The sequence below is a fragment of the Campylobacter sp. genome, from assembly GCF_019423325.1.
Classification (GTDB): domain Bacteria; phylum Campylobacterota; class Campylobacteria; order Campylobacterales; family Campylobacteraceae; genus Campylobacter_B.
The window spans coordinates 247,100-263,762 of record NZ_JAHZBQ010000002.1; the positions used below are offsets into that span (position 1 = coordinate 247,100).

Genomic DNA, 16,663 nt, shown 5'->3' on the forward strand with positions numbered 1-16,663 from the left:
GCGTTTGCAAGGCAGAATTTTACGCACTAAAATTTAGCATTTTGATTGATTTTTATATCTTTTTGTGCTTGTTCTCACGCTGCTTTTTTATACTTTTTGCATAAAGATGAAGCGGGTTTGCAGAGATAAATTTTACCCGCAAACTTTAACTAAATTGCCCGCACAAATTAGCTTTTTTTAAACGAAAAAAGCTTTTTGATCTTCGTAAGTCCTAGCTTCATGCCGCTATATTTCATCATCTTAGCCATATTTACCCACATTTCACGCTCATAGCACGGATGCGGGCAGTGGTGACAGCGTGGCTTTTCGGTATGCGGGCAGGCGCGTAAGCGCGCGTAGGCGTAACGCAGCATCCGCTCGCAGTCGCTACAGAGATGAAAGTGCGTCTGCACTAGCCCCTTATCGTCTTTATAGTCATGAAGCACGGCGCCATCTTTTTTAAGCGCATCCGCATGCTTGCCATCGCAGTAAATTTGGATAAATTTCGTCACCGTATTTACTTCGTAAATAAATTTTTCGCTCGTCATATTTGATCCTTTGGGCGGATTTTATCTAAAAGAGACAAAAATACTCTTGAGCGCGCTCAAGTTAGAATTTATAGAATTTTAAAATTCCGCGGAATTTCGCTTTATCTTTCGACCTTGTTGCTTAATAGAGTCGCAATGAAGCGTGTTTTGTCGTTTGAAGCAAGCGCGATTTGCAAGCTCATCGTAAGCGGCACAGCCAAAAATAGCCCGCCGATACCAAGCACGAAGCCCCACAGCAGTAGCCCTGCAAGCACACTGATCGTTGAAAGCCCGAGCCCTTGCCCTAAAAATCGTGGCTCGATGATATTTCCGATCGCTACGTTTACAACCAAATAAATTGCGATAGTCCAGATGCTAGAGCTTATATCCATCGTAGCTAGCGTCACAAAAAGCGTCGGAAAGACCGCTACGATCGAGCCTATCGTAGGAATGAAATTTAGCACGAAAGCTAAAATCCCCCACAGCGCAGCATATGGGACACCAAGAGCCCACAGCCCAAGTCCGATGAGCGCGCCGGTGCAAGCCGAAGCGATAGTTTTGATTAGTAGATATTTTTTGAGGCTGGAGGCAAATTTCTTCACGAAAGTGTGCGTAGCACGGCTACTTTGCGAAAAATAGCGGATTTTTTCGTCGATCACGGAGCTTTCAAAGACCATAAATGAAACCATTATAAAAATGAAAAATCCCGTCGAGACTATCGAGCCTGTTTTGCGAAGTAGTGCAGATAGCTGCGCGGCGGCTTCGCTCGGATCAATGCCTAGGCTTGCGGCGTTAAGCTCTATGCCGAATAGAGAGAGCTTCGCACTCACGCCTCCTAGCACCTCTTCAAATTTTGCTTGCAGCTCGGGTAGGCGCGCTGAAAATTCCTTGATCGCATCGAAGATGACTGCGCCGAAAAACACTATAATCGCCACGAAAGCGAAAGTGATGATGAGGAAACTAAAGACGCGCCCGACGCGGATCTTTTGGACGTAGAGCACCAGCGGCGAGACGAGCACCGTGATGAAAATAGCTAGCAAAAATGGCACGACGATAGCCTGCGCGGCTTTAAGACCAGCCAGGATGATTACGACGCAAGCAACCGACATCAAGGACATTTGAAGCTTCAAGGATTCTCCTAAATTTGACATTTTCGCAGAGCTTTTACGCGAAATTTTGGTAAAAAGATTTTAACTAAAATTCCATAAATTTTAAGACGGAATTTTAAAATTTCATCGCAGAATTCTAAGATATGCGCAAATTCTTAGCGGGCGCAAGAAAAGTTAGAATTTTTTGCTAAAATTTTGTGAAATTTACATAAGCAGGATCAAAAATGAAACTTCCCAAGCAGCTTTTAGACCGCTACGGCGCCGAGCGTCAAAGCGCGGGCGAGGCGCAGCGGACGGCGAACGCGATCGCCTTCGCGCCGGTGGTCTTTCAGGTCTCGCGACTGATGAAAAAATTTGGAATTTTAAGCGCGCTTAATGAGGCGCGGGACGGGCTAAGCATAAATGAGATCGCGCAGAAACTCTCGCTTAGTGAATACGCCGTAAAGCTGCTTTTGGAAAGTTCGCTTAGCATCGGCACGGTGCTGCTGTGCGGCGAGAAATTTCGGCTCAGCAAGGCGGGGTATTTTCTGCTCACCGACGAGATGGTGGACGTTGATATGGACTTCATCCACGACGTGTGCTACGAGGGGCTATTTAGGCTCGAAGAGACGCTAGAATCGGGCAAACCAGAGGGGCTAAAGGTTTTTGGGCAGTGGGCCACGATCTACGAGGCGCTTTCGCATCTGCCGCCGCACGTGCGCAAGAGCTGGCTGGCGTTTGATCATTTTTATTCGGATTTGGCGTTTGAGCCCGCGCTAAAGATCATTTTCTCGCGCAAGACGGATAAAATTTTAGACGTAGGCGGCAATACGGGGCGCTTTGCTAAGCGGTGCGTAGGCTACGACGAAAATGTGCGCGTCACGATAATGGATCTTGCGGGGCAGATCGCGCTGATGAAAGACGCCGTCGCAGGCGCGCAGGGCGCAGGGCGCATAGAGGGGCTTGCGGCCGATCTGCTGGATCCCGCCACGCGCTTTCCGTGCGGCTTTGACGCGATCTGGCTCAGTCAGTTTTTGGACTGCTTCGGCGAGGAGCAGATCGTAAGCATCCTCTCGCGCGCGGCGGAGTCGATGAGCGCGGAGACGCGGCTTTATATTTTGGAGCCGTTTTGGGACAGGCAGCGCTACGAAACCGCCGCGTATAGCATGACGCAGATCAGCGTGTATTTCGCCGCTATGGCAAACGGCAATAGCAAAATTTATCATTCGGACGATATGATTAAATTTGCGCAGCGCGCAGGGCTTAAAATTTCGCAAATTCACGACGGACTCGGCGTCGGACACACGCTGCTTTGTTGCGAAAGGGCGCGCTGATGGACGCGCGAAGCTTAAGTGCGCGGCTAAATAGGCCGATTAAAATTTTACTAGTACTACTTGGAGTCGGAATTTTGGCAAACGTAGCGATGGAATTTTATGCGGAGAAACAACGCGGCGAGCTAGAGCGAAACTTCTGCGAAAGCAAGCAGGTGCGAGATGCGCTAGTGCGGATAAACGAGGGCACGCCGCGCAGGATCGACGATGCTACGACTCTAAAAGGCGCTGCATGCGAAGAGGGTAGCTTCATATACGATTACGCGCTAAATAGCTCACCGAATTTAGACCTTAGCGCGCTGGATGCGGGTGATGCGGAAATTTTAAAAGAGATGCTGTTTGCTAAGGCGAAGGCCGGCTTTTGCAGCACGGAATTCTCGCAACGCCTGCGGGAGCTAGGCAAAACGATGGTGTTAAATTACGAGATAGAGGGTTTGCCGCCAATACAGCTAAAGCTTGATAAAAATAGCTGCGAACGGTGAATTTTAAAACCCAAGCGAGGTATTTGATTAGTCGCGTTTTGTGTGGCGGCACATTGGCGGCTGGCACCTCTGCAAGTTTGTGAACAGGCTCATGCTTTGACGCAGAATTTTATTGCGAGCAGATCGCGGATAAAATTTAGCAAGATTTTATCGCTGCAAACGTAGCGTAATAAATCCTAAAATTCTGACTCAAAATCTACGATGCTGTTTCAAATAAAATTCCGTAACTTATAGAATTTCGCGCGAAAGCTTTACGCGGTGTTTGCGCTGCTACATAGATATAATTCCGCGTGAAATAGTAAAATTTTAATGAAAAACGCCACTGGCAGAACCCAGCACGAAATTAGATCGCGGCTCAAAAAGGACTCGGCGCGTTTAGCGCTTTGTGGCGACGAAATACACGCTGATATGCGTCATACTATACGCGGCGGCGCTGTAAAAGCTAAGCAGAAATTTTAGCATGTTGCTTTTGCACAGGCGAAATCAAAAGCGAAGCGGATAAATTTTAAACGGATGCTGCGCGGGCGAGCAGGCAAAGGCTCACGCCGCGCTAAATTTTAAATCCTGCACAAGCGCTACTTGCAGTCGCTAGGCTTAAATTCTACCCTTATAAATTCTTCGCCACTTTTTATCTTATAGCTCCATATCGCGCTGTTTATTAACGGATGCATTACCTTCATCTGGTTGCAAAAAATTTGCTTATTTTGGCTATCTATGACATTTTGTATCACGGTTTTTTGATCATTTCCAACACTGTCAAATTTTAGCCCCATGCCGTCGTTTAGCTCGTAGTTGTAGATAAAAGTGCCGTCTTTGCACTCGGCGCCCGTTAAAGTGGTAATCTCATCGACTCTCAGCGGTGCACTCTTATTGATACCTTCCACAGCCGCTTTGAGCTGGACATTATCGCAGCTTGGTGCCGCAAAAAGCGCCGCGAAAGCAAACGGAAGCAATAAAACTTTTTCGTAATTCTCTCCTTAAAAAATTTAGTAATGACATAAAAATTAATATTAATCGGTGCTTTAAATTTAGGGCGAATTTTTGGTACTGCAAATATGGAATTTTATGCAAGCGTAGCAGCGAACGCGAAAAGTTTATTTGCGGAGCTTAGCCCTAAAAAACGTAATTAGGCAGTATGTCAAAGTGCGGAATTTATTGGCTCGCCGCACCTTAAATATGAGCTGCCAAGTTAATTTCATAACGCGATTTTTGCGGAATTTACGCAACTTGCGGGATTAAATTTGATGCCTAGAGTGCTGGCAAACTCGATATCAAAATCCAATGCCCCAAATGAGTAAATACCGCAAGAAAGCGCATCTATGGGAGCTTTAAAGCCATGCTAATTATATCGCAGAGCTTAGGCGCAACGATCCGCAAGCACGCGCCTCAAGATCGCCGCGACAAATTTTACCACAAGACGGCGGGCAAAAATAATCGACCAGATGCCGCTTACCACGCACAAAGGCGCAAGCGCGATTAGTTGTCGTTGATTACGTCCAAAATCTCTCTGGCGTGCACGGCGTAATCATTCGCCATCGATTTTTGAAAGATTCCGCCGATCTGTGCGTATGAGCCCTGACCGCCGCCGAAGAATTCCTCCTCGCCGAAGTTGCGCTCGTTTACGGCGATATTTTGGTTGTAGATCGGCTTTCCATTTTTAAACATTTTTAAACGTAGATTGTAGCGCACATAGGGCTTTGCCGAAACGTCGATGCCGTCGGAGCTGTAAAAGCCAAAGCCGAACGAACTAAGCTCAGGCGCGATGACGAGCCCTTTGCCTTGCAGCGCTTTTTCGTCGTCGGTAACGCTTACGCGCCTTAGGTAGGTGCCGAAGAAGCGCTTTGCCTCGCCTGCGACGAACTCGCCGACGTCGATTTTAAGCTCATCGTCTCTGCCTAACTTCGAGCTTGCGACGTAGCTTTTTGTCCCCATTAGCTCGCCAGGGATGTAAATGAGCGCACTTTGCATGGCGTTAGTCGCGCTTATAGTATCGTCAAACGGCGCCACATCGGCGTTTTGATTAAACTGCACTTCATATGCACAACCGCTAAAAAGCGCGCAAACTATTGCGGCTAGAAAGAAATTTTTCATTGTTTGCTCCATGTAAAAATTTTTGTAATTCTACCCCGCGGGTCTAAATTTTACGCTGAAACGGACGGAATCGCTCTTTAATCCAAGCTAAAAAATCGCCTAAGCTTTCGCTTAAACGTGTCTTTTGGAATTTGCGTATCGCTAAAATCATCGCTCCAAATTTCGTTTTTATCGGTAAACAAGCCTTTATTTTGCGCCTGCGGCATAAAGACCACTTTATCCGTAACTTGGACGCCTTTTTGCTTAAAATACTCTAGTATCTCATCCAGATCTCGCCTAGAATATATATTTATAAGGAAGTAATTTCTATTTTTGAACCTTAGCACGATATTTTTGCGGATTAAGCCCAAAGGCTCATCCGCTCTTATCAGCATATAAATTTTAAACGGCAAGATGAACAATATGAAATTTATCGTATGATATAAAAACAATACAACCTTTCCTATGTGTACCCCTATGGACGATTTTTTATACAGCTCGTAGGACGAAAAATAGTGAAATCTACCGAAGCTATTGTATAGCTCCGATATAACACAAAAACTCGCCTTATCTATATCGCAGGCATCGCAAATTTTTATTATTTCCTCTTTCTTGACAAAATAAAAATCATTTAGCGCCTGATTTAGCGATCCGGGCTTATCGTCGAAAGCATTTATATAGCTGATTTTATTATTTTCCAATAAAAAATACGCGGGACTGCCCTTTCTTTTAATAGGCCAAAGTAATGTAGCCGGCAACAATAAAAAGACCACTACGATAAACATAACTAAATCGGCACTAAAATGCGTGTAAAATTTCAAGTTTAACGGAGTAACTTCTAAATTGAATATTTTATATAAGCAACCGAGTGAAAGAAAAAGAACGATATTGTTTTGAAAGTAAACCGCTCTGTCTATGATTTTAATCGGCTCTTTGTCGTAATCCTTCATAAAATTCCTTTTCGGTATGATTTTTGACGAAGCGCATTTTATCACCGCCTCGCTTTCGACGCGTTTAAGAGCGTAGGATATTTGCGGAGGCGCTTGCGGCGAGGCGAGTTGCGACGAGCGGCGATCATCCTCGTTAAGCGGACGGACAATGTGAATCCTTGCGACTAATTATGAGGCTTTTTAGACACAGAGCGAGCTTGTTTGCGACTGCTTAGAGGACTACTGCGAGTACTGAGCGATCTCATCTGCGACTGCCGCGGGCAGAATTTCACTCGAAATCCAGCCCCAATCTCGCCGTGAAATACTCGCGCAGCATCCGCCTTTGTGCTTCGTTTACGTTTAGCCGTAGCCAGACTACCCCGCGGGTCTAAATTTTACGCTGAAAACCGAAAAATTTCACGCCTTAATGTCGTAGCTGAAATTTTTCAAAAAATATATACGTAAAGCTTCGCGCTCGGCGCGGCTAGGACGGATGCAAAAAAATACCGCCGCGCCCGTATCGTCCCTCCCGCGCAGTAGCAGGCAGTCGCGCAGTCGTAGCCCCGCTCGTCCGTCTAGCCTCCGCGCGACGACGAGCTTTGAGGCGATCAAAATAGCAAAAATGCCCGCCGCTGCATAGATCGCAGCTTCGACAAAGCCGAATTTGATCGTCAAAAACACGCCCGCGACGTATGCGAAAAGAAGCAAGAATTTTAAAATTTCTTGCAGTTTCAAAAACCGCTCGTAGCTTATAAACGGCACGCGAAACGTCCGCACGAAGCCGAACGACGGCTCTATCAGATCGACGCATCCAAGCATAAGATCGTATTTGTCTAGCCCTCTGCGAAAGGATATTTTAAGCTCGTCAAATTCCACGCGCGCCGCCTCTTTGCTACCGCTTCGCAGATAAAGTAACGCTAAAAACATAAAAACGATCGTCAGGCTGGGCTTGGCTCGCTGCGAGCGTAGCGGGCTATCCGTATAAAACAGCTCCCCCGATCCGCCGATGTCTAAAGAGATAAAAATGCAAAAAAACGCAAGGATAGAGGCGGAGAAAATTCTATAAAATGTATCGTCGCAGATAAGGCTGAATTCGGGCTTTTGCATCAGTTTTTGTATAGCGGCGCGTCGGTGATTTTAAATCTAAATTTATTGCCCGCGCCGATAAATTTCACGAAGCTCGCTACGTCAAAGCCCTGCTGCGGCGCGCTTAGCGGCGGCTTAGCAAGGATCTCGAAGCTTAGCCCCGCGTAGTTGAAAAACTTGCCGCAGCGCCGAAAGCCGTGCCTGCCGTAGAATTCTATGCGGCGCAGGCGCTGCGCGAGATTGGGCGCGTCCTCGTGCGGCGGCTCGACGTCAAGGACAATCTGCGCGCTTGGATTTTGCTCGGAGATGAGCGCAAGCAACCTTGAGCCAATCCCTAGCCCGCGAAATTTCGCATCGATGCCGAGGTAGGCCACGTAAAAAATCTCGCTCCCCCCGCCGCTTGGAATTTCGCTCTCATCGTAGTGCAAAATCTTTCCCTTTACGGTATCGGACGAAATTTCGCTCTTCATAGCGCTCGGTGGAATTTCGTCGTGCACGCTCACATTTGAAATTTTATCTGTCGTGGCACCGCAACATAGAATTTCTCCCGCACTCATCTGCTTTAAATCGCCGTCTGCGCCTTCTATATTATAGCTCACTAGCCCTTGATCCGCGCCCGCGCCCAAAACCCCGTCGCTAGCGCTTAAATCTAAAATTTCATCGCTCGTAACGTAGCTTGAAATTTCGTCGCTCGCAGCGCCGAAAGATCCCGCATTACAAGCGAATTCCGCGCCGCTATGGGCTTTGGATCTTAAAATTTTATCCGCATTTAGGCGAGGCGGCGGCTGTTTGTGGTGCGAAACCGCGCGCTTGTAGGTTTGCTCGGTTCTATAGACGAAAAAGCCAACCAGCTCCTCGCCGTTTAAATTTTGCGCCGCCGCATTGGAATTTTCGCTTGCCTCTGCGCTGGGATTTTTACTTTCCAAGCTGGATTTTTCACACGTCGCATTGGATTTTTTACCTATCACGCTGCGATTTTCGGAATTCAAAGAGGCTAATTCTACCGCGCCGCAGTCGCTCGCATCGGAATTTTTACTCGCAGCATCGCGATCTTGGCTCGTTTCGCAGCAATCCTGCTTCGGCGCGCATAAATTTTCGCTCGCCGCGCTGGAATTTTTATCAGCCGCGCCAACGCCCAGGGCGTTAAAATCCTCGAATATCGCCGCGATTTCGAGCTGTCCTTTACGCGACATTTTTAAGAAATTTTTTATGCTGATACGCTCGATTTCGGGGAACGCTGCGACGTTGATCGCCTCTATGCGCGCGATCAGCGCCGAGTCTTCGCCGATACGCTCAAGTCTCATTTTGCCCTCCTTGTCGCGATAGGCCTACCGCGTAAATTTAAAATTTGCCCGCCTAACTCGCGGGGATTTCATCGCTCGACCCTTAAATTTAATGAAATTTCGCAAAATTTCGCCGCGCCGCTCGTCTAAATTTAATCCTCGCCGTAAATTCGCTTTAAATTCCCCAGCGTCGCGCTTGCGTTTAGCAGTAGTGCGTCGGCGATCGCCAGCCGAGCCATTGCGGTGGCTACTACGCTGCCGCGCACGGCGATACACGGATCGTGCCGCCCGCGCAGCTCGCAGACCGCGTCTGCGCCGCGCACGTCCACGCTGTGCTGCGCCATAAAAATGCTCGGAGTGGGCTTAAAGTGCGTCGTTATCTCGATCGGCGCGCCGCTGCTTATGCCGCCTAAGATCCCGCCTGCATTGTTGCTTGCGAAATTTGCGCCGATCTTGCCGCCGTTGGTATGGATCGCATTCTTGCTAGCGTGCATGAAATCGTTATTCTTGCTGCCTTTTAGCGTGCTTGCCCTCACTCCGGCGCCGATCTGCACGGCCTTTACGCCGTTTATGCCCATCAGCGCGCCCGCAAGCGCCGCATCTAGCTTGCCGTACAGCGGCTCGCCGAGTCCCGCAGGCACGCCCGTGACGCGCGTTAGCACGCAGCCGCCGATACTATCGCCAACATTTTTGACGCTTAAAATAAGCTCCTTCTGCGCGCCCTCCACAGCGGGATCAAGCGCGAAAATTTCACTGTTTTGCACAAAGTCGAAGTCCAAATTTTCCGCGTAAATTTCGCCCACGCCGCAGATTCCGCTCTTTACGGAAATTTTAAAGTGATTTAGCATGATTTGCGCAAACGCTCCCGCAGCCACGCGTACGGCGGTTTCGCGCGCGCTTGCCCGTCCGCCGCCTCGGTAATCGCGCAATCCGTATTTGGCAAAATATGAAAAATCGGCGTGTGCGGGGCGGAAAATATCCTTGAGATTTTCGTAGTCCTTTGAGTGCTGGTTTGCGTTGCGAATGATAAATCCGATCGGCGCGCCGGTGCTACGACCGTCAAAAATTCCGCTTAAAATTTCGATCTCGTCGGCTTCTTTGCGCGGCGTAGCGTATTTGCCGCCCGGTTTGCGGCGGTCAAGCTCGCTTTGGATATTTGAAGGCTCGATCGCTACGCCAGCCGGAAAGCCGTCCAAAACGCCGCCGATCGCCGCGCCGTGGCTCTCGCCGAAGGTGCTAAGGCGCAATCTCTCGCCGAAAGTATTCATAGCGCGCCTCCTTGGTCGCCGCCGCTTTGTTTGTCCATATCGCGCCCGTTTTTTTTGCCGACTCGATTATTATGCTCGCTCTTTGTGCTGCCCCGCGCCCGTCCGCTGCTTTGTGAGCTTTTTTTGCCGTTCTGAGCACGGTTTGCGCCGTTTTGTGCGTCGCTAGCGCATGCTGCTTGCTTGCCACTTGTTGCGCTAGTGCCATGCGAGGCGCCGTTTTGTAAAAGCTCGAGCGCGATTTGCGCGCATTTTTGCTCGGCCTCCTTTTTGCTCGCTCCCACGGCGGATGAGAGCCGCCTGCCGCCAACAAGCGCCGCCATTTCGAAGCTTTTTTTGTGATCGGGGCCGCTTGAGCCTAAAAGGACGTATTCGGGCGTGACGCCGAATTTTGCCTGCGTGAGCTCTTGCAGCGCGGTTTTGTAGTCTTTAACTAGCTCGTTAAAGCTTATGCGCGGATAGAGGATTTCTAAAATTGCAGTCGCGATGCGGGCGGTGTTTTGCAGCCCGCTCTCAAGATAGACGGCGCCTATTATCGCCTCAAACGCGTCCGAAAGCAGCGATGGCTTCTCGCGCCCGCCGTTGCGCTCCTCGGATAGCGACATATTCAGGTTCTCGCCGATGCCCAAAAATTTTGCAAATTTAGAGAAGCTGCTTTCGTTCACGAGTGCGGCGCGCAGCTTGCTCAGATCGCCCTCGTCGCTGCTAAATTTTTTGAAAAGATACTCGCCCACGATCAGATCCATCACCGCATCGCCTAAAAATTCCAGCCTCTCGTTGTTGTGTCCGTTTTTGGCGCTTTTGTGTGTAAGAGCGATCTTGAGGTGAGTTAAATTTTTAAATTTATAGCCCAGTTTTTCTTGTAATTTTTCTAAATTTTGCATTATTGCCCTTTATTATAAAATTCTACGAAATCCGCGGCAGCTCGCACGCAAACGGCATCTGGCGCGAACAAACCTGCGCAAGCGAAACGAATGCGAGCGGGATCTGCGCTAACTTTGCGCTAACGCGGTGAATGAAGCGCGCCAGCTGCGATCTGCGGCGAATAAAATTTAAACGTGCCCGCCAATTCTAACGCAAACCGCGCCGAAGCGGTTCTGTGTGCAAAGCAAACGCGGGTAAATCTATGCTAAATCCGCGTAACCGCAAGCTTTGCCGTAGAATTTCAGCCCTTTATCGCTTCTGCAGCCGCGCGAGCCATAGCGTCGCACTCCTCGTTTTGCGGATGACCCGCATGCCCCTTGACCCACGAGGCCTTGATCTCGTGAGGCGCCGCCGCAGCAAGGTATCTGCGCCACAGATCCGCGTTTTTCTTGCCCTTAAAATCGGTAACGACCCACTTTGCGAGCCAGGAATTTATCGCCTTAACGACATATTCGCTGTCAGTAAAAAGCTCGACGCGGCAGGGCTGTTTAAGCGCGCTAAGCCCCATTATAGCGGCTGTTAGCTCCATTTGATTATTCGTCGTCATCGCTTCTGCGCCGCTTGCCTTTTTTATCGCGTCGCCATATTGCAGTATGTAAGCCCAGCCGCCTGCTCCGGGGTTTCCGAGACAGCTGCCGTCGCTAAAAAGTTTGACCGATTTCACCGGTTTTCTCCGAAATTTGCGCTCTGATCTCCATGCTGCCTAGCTCGTAGCAGACCGGACAGCGGTGCGAGAAGAGCCCCACCGAGCTTTTGCACTTCGCGCAGGTGTAGCTAAAGCTAAGCCCCACGTCCTCAAAGCCCGCGTCCTTCATAGCCATAAGCGCATTGATCTCAAAAATTTTACTCGCGCTCTGCGGCTTTTGATCGCTTTTTCCGAGCGCGTAAAAAAGCGCGTTGTACTCTGCATCCTGCGTATTTACCGCCGCAGGGAAATCATAGATCAGATCAATCGCCTGCTCGATCGGCGGGAAGCGGTCAAAGCCCTCCATAGGCTCTTTGTTTTTGATAAAAAGCTCCATGCAGAACCGCCCCGCGCCTTTGAAGTTTAGCTTTGAAATTTTAGCGATCTTCTTGTTAAACGGCGTATTGGCGTCGTTTGCGATGATCTGAGCGCGCTCGAACTGGCTTTGAGCATATACTTCGGCGTCCTGCTCGCGCAACGCGTCAAGCACCTCAAGCGCCTCATTAAAGCGCTTGAGCCGCTCGTAAATCACCGTAAGATGTGTAAGAGCCTCTTTGTTTCTCGGGCGCAGCTTCAGTGCCTGTAAAAACACCTCTTCGGCGCGCCCTAAAAAGCCCGCTTTGAAATATACGATACCGAGATTGGTAAGGATAAATTCCCTCTGCACGCCGCCGCTAGCCTTACTTAGCGCGATTAGATAAATTTCTATCGCGCGTTCGAAGTCGCCGCTTTTGACGAAAGAGCTAGCTAAAATTCCAAGCGTAGGGATGTCTATCTGCGGGCTTGCTAAAAGCTGCCTGTGCTCGGTGCTAAGCGCGTCTAGGGTGTCAAATTTTTTGATGAAATTCTCTAAGCTCTGCCTCTCGTTTTTTTTAGAAAAAACTCCCCAAATGTAGCTTAGAATCGACACTAGCAAGATTATGCTTATCAGCATGATAAGCCCGAAAATCGGGTCGCGATCGTCTAAGAAAAAATTATCCAAATCAAACCTCGTCGCAAAAATAAAGGGCAATTATAGCAAAGTGCGGGTATAATTTCGCTTATGATTAAAAACGAAAGCATAGAAAATCTGCTGGCCACCGTAGATATCGTAGACGTCGTAGAAAAATATGTCCCGCTTAAGCGCAGCGGCGCAAATTTCGTAGGCGTCTGCCCCTTCCACGACGATTCGCACCCGAGCATGAGCGTGAGTTCAAAGCTTGGAATTTTTCACTGCTTTTCGTGCAAAGCAGGCGGCAACGCGATTAAATTTATCCAAGATTACGAAAAGATAAGCTTTCCAGAAGCGGTAGAAAAGCTTGCGGGGATGTATAATTTCGCGCTGCAATACACCGGCGCTAAAGTCCAGGAGCACAGCGAAGAGAAGAAGGTACTCGGGATTTTAAACGCCTATTATCAAAGCTGCCTTTATCAAAACCCCGCCGCCGTAAAATACCTACACGATCGCGGACTGAGCGATCAAAGCATTCGCAAATTCGGCCTTGGATACGCAGGAGCTAGCGCGCAGACGATCAGAGTTTTGCAAAACGAAGAAATTCCGCCGCAAGACGCGTTAAATGCGGGCGCAGTGAAGCAAAACGAGCGCGGGCTTTATGCTAGCTTCATCGAGCGGATTACCTTTCCGATCTACAATCACGCGAGCAAGCTTGTGGGCTTCGGCGGTCGTACGATAAGCGATAACCCCGCCAAATACGTCAATTCACCGCAGTGTGCGCTGTTTGATAAATCTAAAATTTTCTACGCATTCGACCTTGCGAAAAAAAGCGCGATCGCCAAAAAAACCCTCATCATCACCGAGGGCTACATGGACGTCATCATGCTGCATCAAGCGGGTATCGACAACGCCGTAGCGGTGCTCGGCACGGCGCTGACGCCCGCTCATCTGCCGCTTATAAAGCGCGCGGAGCTTAACGTCGTGCTTAGCTTCGACGGCGACGCTGCGGGCATCAATGCGGCGATAAAATCGGCACGGCTTTTGTGCCTGAACAAGATCGACTCAAGTGTCGCTATAATCGGCGGCGGCGCCGATCCTGCGGATATGATAGTCGCGGGCAAGGTGCGCGAGCTAGAGCAAATTTATGCTAGCGGCATGGAGAGCGGGGAGTTTCTGATCCGAAGAATCGCTAAAAAATACGACCTCGCCCGACCCGTGCAAAAAGAGGCGGCGCTAAATGAGATCAAAGAATTTACCGCAGCGCTCGGCCCCGTGCTCGCCGAGTCCTACCAGAGCCTGGTGGCGCAAATTTTAAACGTCTCGCCCGGCTCGTTTAATCTCGCCGACGGCGGTAAAAATTTCGGCGCGGGCTTTGAGGGGCGAAATTTTAACGAGAGCGGGAGCTTCGACTCTCGCGATTTCGGCTCTTACGGAGGGCGCGGCGCAGACGGCAGTGGCGGTGCGAGCGCGAGCCTAAACGGCGGAAATTTTAATCGCTTGCAAAACAAGGCGCGTTACGAAAGCTCCGCGCCGCCTGCGGCTTCGGCGAGGCTCGGGCGGACGCTACTGCGCCGCAAGGAGATCGCGGAGCTTCAGATCATAAAATCTATGCTGCTCGATGGCGAGATGGCGGAGCTTGGGCTCGGCTGCTTGGAGCGGCGCGATTTTCGCATGCACGGCGATATTTTCGAGGCGTTTTTAGCTTTCGCTCGCAGCGGCGGGAATTTTAAAAATTTCATCGCGGGCGAGGGTTTGAATAACGATGTGAGCGAGAATGCGAGTGAAAATTCTATCGCGGATACTCGCGGTGGCGTTAGAGATAATACGGACGGCGGCGTGGATCAAAATTCCGTCCAGAGCGAGAACGTAAATTTAGCGGATGGCGTAAATTCCAACGTACAAAATTTCGGCGAGCAAAGCGGACGAAATTCCACGGGCGCCGTAAATTTAAAAGACTCCTCCGTGCAGCAGGGTGCAAACGGCGGCGAGAAGCAAGACGTAAACAACGTCGCGAAGCAAGGCGAGAGGGAAGCCGCAGCTCAAAATACTCAAAACGCCGAAAGCGAGGCCCTTGAAAATCTGCGTGCGCTTGCGATGGACGATGAAATTTTGCCGATCGGCGGCGCGGCGCTTTTTAACGATGCGTGCAAAATTTTACGCCGCAACGCCCTGCAAGATCTGATGCAAAAACTCAAAAACTCCGACGCACCCGACAAGATCGAGCGGATCTTGGAGTATCAAAAAAAGATCAATCAGCTCAAGTAAAGGAACGAAATGAAGGCATTGGCGCTCTTTAGCGGCGGGCTTGACTCTATGCTCGCGGTCAAACTCATCGTCTCGCAAGGCATCGAGGTGCTCGCGCTGAATATGGATATCGGATTTAGCGGCAAGGACGACAAGAGCGAGATCATGCGCCGCAGAGCCGCAGCCGCGGGAGCGGATTTTAAAAGCGTCGATATCAGAAGCGAATATCTACGGCAGGTGCTTTTCGAGCCCAAATACGGCTACGGCAAGCACTTCAACCCCTGCATCGACTGCCACGGATATATGTTTAAGACCGCGCTTGCGATGCTGCAAAGCGAAGGGGCGAGCTTCATCATCACGGGCGAGGTGCTCGGACAGCGCCCGATGAGCCAGCGCGCGCAGGCTCTAGCTCAGGTCGGCGGGCTTAGCGGCGATGAGGAGGGGCTGATCCTGCGTCCGCTGTGCGCGAAGCTGCTGCCGCTCACGACGCCCGAGATCAAGGGCTGGGTAGATAGGGGCGCGCTGCTTGACATCAGCGGACGCGGGCGGGCTAGACAGATGCAGCTAGCGGCGGAGTTTGGCTTTGAGGATTACGAAACGCCCGCAGGAGGCTGTCTGCTGACCGTGCAGAGCTTCAGCGAGCGGATCAAGGATGCGGTAAAATTTGAAAAGATCGAAACGCCCGCGGACGCTGAAATTTTAAAATTCGGGCGCCATCTGCGCCTGCCTGAGGGCGCGAAGCTAATAATCGGGCGGGATGAGAGCGATAACAAAAAGCTTGCCGCCGTGCAAAATCCGAAATTTAGCGAGATAAAATTTAAAGACGACGTCGTGGGCGCGCTAAGCCTGCTAAGCAGGGGCGCGAGCGAGGCGGATAGGGCGCTTGCGGCGAGGCTAGCGCTAACATACGCCAAAACGGACGCCGCGCGCCGCTACGCCCTGCTCATAGAGGGCAGCGAGCTGAGCGCAAGCCCATTTGAGAGCAAGGATGCCGCGCGCAAGTATTTTGTGTAAAATCTAAACCGCCATCCAGGTTGTATTTGATAGAGATAAAAACGATACATAGGCGCAAGAAGCTGCGATAGCAGATACAAGAGTAAAATTTAAAACGGCGGCGTCTGAAAAACGAGCCGAAAAAGCGGGCGCCGCGAACTAAATTCGGCTATCGCAAGAGCCAAATAGGCATAAATTTAAAAGTGCAAGCCGTTAAATTTAAAAGCAAAAACGAGTAAATTTTATAAATTTAAGGAGCGTTTATGGAGTATTTCAAGCCATTTTTCGTAAAGATCGCAGGCCGCGCCAGAGAGAGTGACCATACGAGCGCGCATGATCAGATCATCGCGCCGCTACTGCAAAACGCGCTCGCCGCCTATGTCTATAACGGGCGCAAAGATAGCATCGCGGGAGCCTTCGGTAGCGTGGAGCACCCGCTAAACTTGAGCGAGTTTAGTTTTCTCGTGCGCGAGCGGGGCAAATTTCGCCTCGATCTCTCGCGCGAATGCGTAAACGGCGCCGAGATCTTTTGGAACGCCTGCAGTTTTAGGCGCGGCTCGGTTATTATTTTGCTCGAAGGAGAGTTTGATTTGGCGCCTATTTTGCGTCGCTGCGCCGAGATAAGCATAGACGAGACGCCAAATATGGGCAACAGCCCCGCAGCGGCCAAGCTTGCCAAGTGCGCGATGAGCGAGGGGCGGATCGCCGTGCTTTTTAGCGCATCAAACGGAATAGAGTGGATGGATTTCTATGCGCCAGATGCGGTGCAGGATAAAATTTTAAAACTTGTGGATGAGATCAACGGGGATGAAATTTAAAAGCCGAGCTCTGCATTAAATTTTA

General features: G+C 50.1%; 15 protein-coding genes and 1 pseudogene. 5 read left to right on the forward strand and 11 right to left on the reverse strand.

The window, feature by feature from the left end; translation table 11 throughout:
- Window positions 1–167: 167 nt before the first annotated feature.
- On the reverse strand, window positions 168–527 hold the full coding sequence (locus tag QZ367_RS06205) for a nitrous oxide-stimulated promoter family protein (protein ID WP_291938647.1): 360 nt from the start codon (window positions 525–527) through the stop codon (window positions 168–170).
- 101 nt (window positions 528–628) lie between these two features.
- On the reverse strand, window positions 629–1,636 hold the full coding sequence (locus QZ367_RS06210) for an AI-2E family transporter (RefSeq protein WP_291938649.1): 1,008 nt from the start codon (window positions 1,634–1,636) through the stop codon (window positions 629–631).
- Between the two features lie 203 nt (window positions 1,637–1,839).
- Between QZ367_RS06210 and QZ367_RS06215 the strand changes: the two genes are divergently transcribed.
- Together QZ367_RS06215 and QZ367_RS06220 are read left to right on the forward strand one after the other, a co-directional pair.
- Window positions 1,840–2,928 (forward strand): class I SAM-dependent methyltransferase, encoded by a 1,089-nt coding sequence (locus QZ367_RS06215; RefSeq protein WP_291938651.1) that lies wholly within the window; start codon window positions 1,840–1,842, stop codon window positions 2,926–2,928.
- Entirely contained in the window at window positions 2,928–3,407 is a 480-nt protein-coding gene (locus tag QZ367_RS06220; protein ID WP_291938653.1) for a hypothetical protein, read from the forward strand. Before QZ367_RS06215 ends, QZ367_RS06220 begins: the two co-directional genes overlap by 1 nt.
- 575 nt (window positions 3,408–3,982) lie before the next feature.
- Here the strand turns inward: QZ367_RS06220 and QZ367_RS06225 are convergent.
- The 9 genes and pseudogenes from QZ367_RS06225 to QZ367_RS06265 form a co-directional block, all read right to left on the reverse strand.
- Complete coding sequence (locus QZ367_RS06225) at window positions 3,983–4,291, reverse strand: hypothetical protein (protein WP_291938656.1); 309 nt, start codon at window positions 4,289–4,291, stop codon at window positions 3,983–3,985.
- A gap of 592 nt (window positions 4,292–4,883) precedes the next feature.
- Complete coding sequence (locus QZ367_RS06230) at window positions 4,884–5,498, reverse strand: hypothetical protein (protein WP_291938657.1); 615 nt, start codon at window positions 5,496–5,498, stop codon at window positions 4,884–4,886.
- A 77-nt stretch (window positions 5,499–5,575) separates the two neighbouring features.
- Window positions 5,576–6,427, reverse strand: a complete 852-nt coding sequence (locus tag QZ367_RS06235; protein ID WP_291938660.1) for a hypothetical protein — start codon at window positions 6,425–6,427, stop codon at window positions 5,576–5,578.
- Window positions 6,428–6,823: 396 nt separating this feature from the next.
- Window positions 6,824–7,513 carry a hypothetical protein gene (locus QZ367_RS06240; protein WP_291938662.1) on the reverse strand — a complete coding sequence of 230 codons (690 nt, stop codon included), beginning with the start codon at window positions 7,511–7,513 and terminating at the stop codon, window positions 6,824–6,826.
- The gene (locus tag QZ367_RS06245; protein ID WP_291938664.1) at window positions 7,513–8,796 is read right to left on the reverse strand and encodes a hypothetical protein; all 1,284 of its coding nucleotides are present in this window, start codon (window positions 8,794–8,796) and stop codon (window positions 7,513–7,515) included. Before QZ367_RS06245 ends, QZ367_RS06240 begins: the two co-directional genes overlap by 1 nt.
- A gap of 131 nt (window positions 8,797–8,927) precedes the next feature.
- Complete coding sequence (gene aroC, locus QZ367_RS06250) at window positions 8,928–10,043, reverse strand: chorismate synthase (protein WP_291938666.1); 1,116 nt, start codon at window positions 10,041–10,043, stop codon at window positions 8,928–8,930.
- 218 nt (window positions 10,044–10,261) lie between these two features.
- Window positions 10,262–10,924 (reverse strand): annotated as a pseudogene (gene rnc, locus QZ367_RS06255) (ribonuclease III); the annotation flags it as partial.
- 281 nt (window positions 10,925–11,205) lie between these two features.
- Window positions 11,206–11,628, reverse strand: coding sequence for a ribonuclease HI (gene rnhA, locus QZ367_RS06260; protein WP_291938667.1), 423 nt, complete (start codon window positions 11,626–11,628; stop codon window positions 11,206–11,208).
- Window positions 11,606–12,631: a tetratricopeptide repeat protein gene (locus QZ367_RS06265; protein WP_291938668.1), complete on the reverse strand. Its 1,026-nt coding sequence runs from the start codon at window positions 12,629–12,631 to the stop codon at window positions 11,606–11,608. The genes rnhA and QZ367_RS06265 overlap by 23 nt, the downstream gene beginning before the upstream one ends.
- Before the next feature lie 60 nt (window positions 12,632–12,691).
- On the opposite strand from QZ367_RS06265, the gene dnaG reads away from it, so the two are divergent.
- From dnaG to QZ367_RS06280, 3 genes are all read left to right on the forward strand, one after another.
- Window positions 12,692–14,848 (forward strand): DNA primase, encoded by a 2,157-nt coding sequence (gene dnaG / locus QZ367_RS06270; protein ID WP_291938669.1) that lies wholly within the window; start codon window positions 12,692–12,694, stop codon window positions 14,846–14,848.
- A gap of 9 nt (window positions 14,849–14,857) precedes the next feature.
- Window positions 14,858–15,841: an argininosuccinate synthase domain-containing protein gene (locus QZ367_RS06275; RefSeq protein ID WP_291938670.1), complete on the forward strand. Its 984-nt coding sequence runs from the start codon at window positions 14,858–14,860 to the stop codon at window positions 15,839–15,841.
- Window positions 15,842–16,083: 242 nt separating this feature from the next.
- Window positions 16,084–16,638 (forward strand): hypothetical protein, encoded by a 555-nt coding sequence (locus QZ367_RS06280; RefSeq protein WP_291938671.1) that lies wholly within the window; start codon window positions 16,084–16,086, stop codon window positions 16,636–16,638.
- The last annotated feature ends 25 nt before the right edge of the window (window positions 16,639–16,663 follow it).